A 6,139-nucleotide genomic window follows, 5' to 3' on the forward strand; every position below is an offset into this window, starting at 1 on the left:
GTGTATGATTGACTCTGTAGGAGTCACGTGTTTATAGCAAAAATAAAACCCAGAAACCCGGCTCCGTAGGTGCCTCCTGCTTGTTTGCCCATGGTGATTCTGCATTTTGTTTTTTGACAGGGACACGCCACATATGCCCTATATTATTATATTAGCTAAATGAATAGTTGGTTTAAGAGTTATAAAGGCATCATATTCCTGATAGGGGGCATTATTGCCGGCAGTATTGCCGGTATATTTTTGGGTGATAAGGTTAACATCATCAAACCCATAGGCGATATTTTCCTTAACCTGCTGTTCACAGCGGTTGTTCCGCTGGTTTTCTTCGCTATCGCGTCGGCCATTGCGGGGTTGGATAGCTCTAATAAACTGGGCAAATTATTGGGTATTACTTCGCTTGTATTTGTAGGCACCGTACTTGTTGCAGCCATAATAACTATTATCGCCATCTGGATCTTCCCCATACACCAGCATTTAGTGGCCAGTCCAATTACCGAAGCCATTGTTAAAAAACCACTTGGCGATCAATTAACCAATTTATTTACTACCAGCGAATTTTATGAGCTGCTCTCCCGTAAAAGCATGATGGCCATGATCATATTTTCGGTGCTGATAGGTTTTGCCACCCTACGCTCGGGTGAAAAAGGTGCTGCCTTCGCACGTTTTCTGCATAGCGGCAACGAGGTGTTTAAAAATATCTTTATCCTTATCATGAAACTGGGTCCAATTGGTTTGGGGGCCTATTTTGCCTACCAGGTTGGCGTATTCGGTCCGCAGTTATTTGGAGGATATGCCCGCTCAATGGCTTTGTACTATGGTGTGGGTGCATTTTATTTTGTGGTGATATTTAGTCTTTACGCGTTTATAGCAGGTGGTGTAACTGCAGTAAAAAGATACTGGCGTAATAACATTATCCCATCGGCAACAGCAGTAGGTACCTGCAGCAGCATTGCCACCATACCGGCAAACCTTGATGCGGCAAAAAAAATGGGCATTTCAGATGTTATTGCCAACGTTACCATCCCGTTGGGTGGTACACTGCATAAAGATGGTTCAAGCATCTCATCCATTGTAAAAATGGCTGTGGTATTTGCCTTGTTCGGTAAAAGTTTTAACAGTGCCGATACCATAGCTATTGCCCTGGCCATGACGGTTTTGGTTAGTTTGGTAGAAGGCGGCATCCCCAATGGTGGCTATATTGGCGAATTGCTGTTCATATCTGCCTATGGTTTCCCGCCCGAGGCTCTCCCCCCGGCCATGATCATAGGGACATTGGTTGATCCTATGGCAACTTTGCTAAATGCCACAGGCGATACCGTAGCCGCGATGCTGGTTTCCCGGTTTGTAGATGGAAAAAACTGGTTGTCACCAGCCCCCCGCCAATTGGAAGAGAAATAGTAATCAGTTTTTCCCGTATGTATAGTGCAGATGGGTGATGAGTGTGTCTCTGATCTAAGCCAAATAATTATATTTGCTAAACAAGCCTTAATACATCATCCATGCTGCATATTTTATACATCATAGCTATTATTGCCGAAGCCATGACTGCTGCCCTATCTGCCGGGCGAAGGGACATGGATTGGGTAGGCGTTTGTATTATAGCATGGGTTACCGCATTAGGAGGCGGTACTGTGCGTAATATTTTATTTAACCATTACCCCATGAGCTGGGTTGAGCACCCCGAGTACCTGTTGATAACCGCCGGGGCCGCTATACTGGCTGCAGTAATAGCCAGGCTCATGACCAAAATGAAAACGCTTTTCCTGTACCTTGATGCTTTGGGTTTGGTAGTGTTTACCATTATAGGTTGCCAAATAGCCCAGGAAATAAACCTGCCTGCTACCATCATTCTATTAAGCGGTATGATAACAGGTTGCGCCGGTGGTGTACTGCGCGATGTATTATGTAACGAAGTGCCGCTGTTGTTCCGCAAAGAAATTTACGCCAGTGCCGCTATTGTTACCGGGGCGGCATACCTGGGTATGGAATATTTGGGCGTACCTGCAGGTGTGGCAATTGTTATAGCCTGCACCATTGGCCTTGGGCTGCGTTTGCTATCCATCAAATACAATTGGCAAATGCCAAAATTTGTTTATCGCGAGGAATGGCATTAGGCTATTTTAGCGTTATGTCAACAGTGAATTGACGCTTAGTATTTAGTCGAAAGTCTTAAGTCTTAAGTTCTAAGTCAAAAAAAGAACAAATTCGGCTTATGACTTACTACTTAGTACTGTTGACTTGACATTAGCGTCTTTTTATTCCTGTCATTTAAAAAGTTGCCCATTTTTTCTACTTTATCTGTGCCAATCACATCAACGCCTAAGCCTATTAAGGCACGCCATGCGGTTTTGCTATCCGGTGTTTCCCAAAAGCGAATCATTTTACCGGCATTGTGTACGCTATCAATTACGCCAAGCAATTTGGCAGTCTCAGCCTTGGAGATCTTACCCCTGCCCTTCCACTGGCTGTATTTGGTAAAATTATAGCTCAGCAAACTTATGCGCTGCCATTGCTGCGTGGTAAATCCGGTTATGTGATCAACATCAAATGTGAGCCAGGTTGGGTAATTAGCAAGGTCGGCCGCTGGCGGTACCCCGCCGGTTATTACTACATGCAACCTGCCCGGCAATCCGTTAACCACAGCGTAATCCATCAGCGGCCCCAGTTCTTTTATAATCAAAGGCATCAGGATATGATAATCTACCTTTAAATCAATCAGGAGCCTTAACTGCCTTGCCGTATCCACCTTGAGTTTTTTTACCAGGGGATCGATATACATTTTTTTTAACGTACGTTCTGCCCTGATCTCTTTTTCGGAATGGGCAACCATTAGTTTACCATTAACGGCGAACACATCTGCCTCTATAGAACCAAAACCTTTATCATAGGCCCCATAAAACGGGTTCTTATTTACATAATCGTTATGCGCATGGGCGTCGGCCACAGTATAGATTTGCTTTTTTTGCGCAAAAACAACATTGGCAGCGTTAAGAAACGCCGCCAATGTGATTGTTATTTTTAGTAGTTTGTTCATGGTTTCTTATGGAGCACTAAGTCATCCTGAACTTGTTTCAGGATCCCACAGGGCAGGTGACCGTTATGCCGTACACTTTGCAGATGGGATGCCGAAACAAGTTCGGCATGACTTCGGGTTTCATTTAAAATCCCCCCTTTAGGGGGTTAGGAGGCATCTATTTCTCATTCGATAACGAATATGGCACATCGCTATCCTTTACTCCCCTTGTTTTATTAGGTTGCGGAGCCATGTTAAAATTGATAGTAGCACCTTTTAATAATTCCTTATGGCTCAACCAGGTAAGATCATAAGGCTTACCATCAAAATTCACGGTATTAACGTACCTGTTGGCGTAGCTGTTATTAGCTGCGTTTATGGCTACTGTTTTACCGTTTTCGAGCTTGAGGGTAATTTTCTTAAACAGGGGCGCTCCCAATACATACTGATCGCTTGCAGGTGTAACCGGATAAAAACCCATTGCCGAGAACACATACCAGGCCGACGTTTGTCCGTTATCCTCATCGCCGCAATAGCCATCTGGTGTAGCTTTGTATAACTTGTTCATTACATCGCGCACATGCAATTGGGTTTTCCAGGGCTCACCTGCGTAGTTGTACAGGTAAATCATGTGCTGGATGGGCTGGTTACCATGTGCATACTGGCCCATATTTACAATCTGCATCTCACGGATCTCATGAATAGTTTCGCCGTAATAGCTGTCATCAAAAATTGGCGGCAGGGTAAATACAGAATCAAGCTTGGTTATAAACTGCTTTTTTCCGCCCATAAGGTTAATCAAGCCCTGGATATCATGAAAAACACTCCAGCTATAATGCCAGCTGTTACCCTCGGTAAAGGCATCGCCCCATTTTAGCGGGCTAAACGGTGTTTCAAATGAACCATCTTTATTTTTACCGCGCATTAACCCGGTAGTGGGGTCAAAAAGGTTACGGTAGTTCATGCTGCGCTTTTTATAAACATCGGTCTCTGATGCCGGCTTACCTAAGGCTTTGCCTAATTTATAAATAGTAAAATCGTCATAGGCATACTCCAATGTACGGGCGGCATTTTCGTTGATCTTTACATCGTAGGGCACATATCCCAGTGTGTTATAATACTCCACGCCCTCGCGGCCTGTGGCTGCGGGGCCTTTGTTGTTAGCGCCATGGATCAAAGCCTCGTATAATGTATTGATATCATAGCCCTTGCCGCCTTTTAAATAAGCTTCGGATACTACCGAGGCAGAGTTATTACCGATCATTACTGCAGAATATCCGGGGCTCGACCACTCGGGCAGCCATCCTCCTTCTTTATAATCGTTAATCAAGCCTTCCTGCATCTCTTTATTGATAGACGGATAAACCAGGTTCAGGAAAGGATATAAAGCCCTGAAGGTATCCCAAAAGCCTGTACCGGCAAATTTATATCCCGGGAACACTTTACCTGTTGACGCGCTGTAATGCACAATTTTATTATCAGCATCTATCTCGTATAATTTATTGGGGAAGAAAACCATGCGGTAAAGGCACGAGTAAAAGGTTCGCGTTTGATCGATAGTACCACCTTCAACGGTTAAGCGGCTAAGGGTTTTGTTCCAAACGGCTTTTGCTTTTTGCTCGGTAACATCAAAACTATCGTTACCAACTTCTCTTTTAAGGTTTAGCTCCGCTTGTTCTATACTAATAAATGATGAAGCTACCTTTAAATGTACCTTTTCGCCATGTGCAGTTTTAAAGCCGATCAACGCGCTTGCATGTTCGGCCTTCAGTTCAAGCCCGTCGCTTAATGTGGTATCACTGTAGGTTTGTGCCAGGGTTATTGCCTTATCTACATAAATAACAAAATAGTTTTTGAAATTTTTTAAAGGCCCGCGGGCATATTTGGTAGAGTAACCTACTATCTTTTTCTCACCGGGGATGATCTTTACATAGGAGCCTTTATTTAGCGCGTCGATCACAATAAATGAGCTGTCGGTTTTAGGATAGGTGAACCTAAACTGGGCCGCCCTTTCGGTTGGGGTGATCTCGGTAGTTACATCATGATCGGCAAGATACACGCTGTAGTAGTATGGTTTGGCAATCTCGGCCTTATGCGAAAACCAGCTTGCCCTGCCATTTTGCGATACTTTTAAATGTTTGGTAACCGGCATTATAGCAAACTGCCCATAATCGTTCATCCAGGGCGATGGCTGGTGAGTTTGTTTAAAGCCGCGTATTTTATGAGCATCGTAAGTATAAGCCCATCCATCGCCCATTACGCCGGTTTGCGGAGTCCAGAAATTCATGCCCCATGGTAAGGCAATGGCCGGATAGGTGTTACCGTTTGACAGGTCGTAATGCGAGTCGGTACCCATTAAGGGGTTAATATACTCAACAGGGTCGGTTACTTTATTTACCTGTTGTGCCAATGCAGATGTAACAGTTATAAAAAATGAACCAATAAGTATAAATTTTTTCTTCATGCTTAGCTATTAAACGTTTTTTAATTTTAACTGTAAATATAAAAGACCAGCTGTAATAGCCGGTCTTTTATATTGTATTATATTTATTACCACCCGGTGTTTTGGGTGAGCTTACTATTGGTGCTGATCTCGCGTTGCGGGATAGGCCATAAGTAATACTGGGCCTTCATGGTAACACCTTGCTCGTTTGCGGTAGATGTTGCGTCGCCAAATGTATTATTGGTTACATCATAAATCATGTGGGTACGCTGAATATCAAAATAGGCCTTATTTTCATAAGCCAACTCGTGGTAGCGCTCTTTCCAAACCTCAGCACGGAAAGCAGCCTGGCTTAGTGCGCCTATAGGGGCCAGTTGCGCACGGGCCCTTATTTTATTAAGTTGTGCTATAGCTAAAGTATTGGGTGCACCTTCTGCTTCGTTGCTTGCTTCTGCATAAATCAGCATAGCTTCCGGCAAGCGCAAAAAGGTCCAGTTTTCATCACTCTGGCCATTACCTAAAGCACTCTCTACGTGAAAATATTTATAAAGTGCGTGCTCGCCAAAGGTTATAATGCTTCCATCCTTAAATGATGGATAGCTTGAAAAATAAAACTGTCTTTCCTGGGCACGTAAGTCGCCCGCCGCATAGCTGTTAAAGAACCCATTAGTAGGGATCATAGC

The 6,139-nt window shown here is 44.0% G+C and carries 5 protein-coding genes; 2 read left to right on the plus strand and 3 right to left on the minus strand.

Annotated elements, in window-relative coordinates; genetic code table 11:
- The first annotated feature begins 159 nt into the window (after nucleotides 1-159).
- Nucleotides 160-1,398: a dicarboxylate/amino acid:cation symporter gene (locus tag AC1DPZ_RS20080; RefSeq protein ID WP_477406718.1), complete on the plus strand. Its 1,239-nt coding sequence runs from the start codon at nucleotides 160-162 to the stop codon at nucleotides 1,396-1,398.
- 101 nt (nucleotides 1,399-1,499) lie between these two features.
- Nucleotides 1,500-2,114: a trimeric intracellular cation channel family protein gene (locus AC1DPZ_RS20085; protein WP_477406720.1), complete on the plus strand. Its 615-nt coding sequence runs from the start codon at nucleotides 1,500-1,502 to the stop codon at nucleotides 2,112-2,114.
- Nucleotides 2,115-2,224: 110 nt separating this feature from the next.
- Here the strand turns inward: AC1DPZ_RS20085 and AC1DPZ_RS20090 are convergent, their stop codons facing one another.
- The 3 genes from AC1DPZ_RS20090 to AC1DPZ_RS20100 all read right to left on the minus strand — a co-directional run.
- Nucleotides 2,225-3,034: a PI-PLC domain-containing protein gene (locus tag AC1DPZ_RS20090; protein WP_477406722.1), complete on the minus strand. Its 810-nt coding sequence runs from the start codon at nucleotides 3,032-3,034 to the stop codon at nucleotides 2,225-2,227.
- 157 nt (nucleotides 3,035-3,191) lie between these two features.
- A complete protein-coding gene (locus tag AC1DPZ_RS20095) occupies nucleotides 3,192-5,477 on the minus strand; it encodes a GH92 family glycosyl hydrolase (RefSeq protein WP_477406724.1) in 2,286 nt (761 codons plus the stop codon).
- A gap of 86 nt (nucleotides 5,478-5,563) precedes the next feature.
- Nucleotides 5,564-6,139, minus strand: a 576-nt coding sequence (locus AC1DPZ_RS20100; RefSeq protein WP_477406726.1) for a RagB/SusD family nutrient uptake outer membrane protein, incomplete at its 5' end; no start/stop codon positions are given.

The organism is Mucilaginibacter sp. P4_G9, assembly GCF_056400985.1.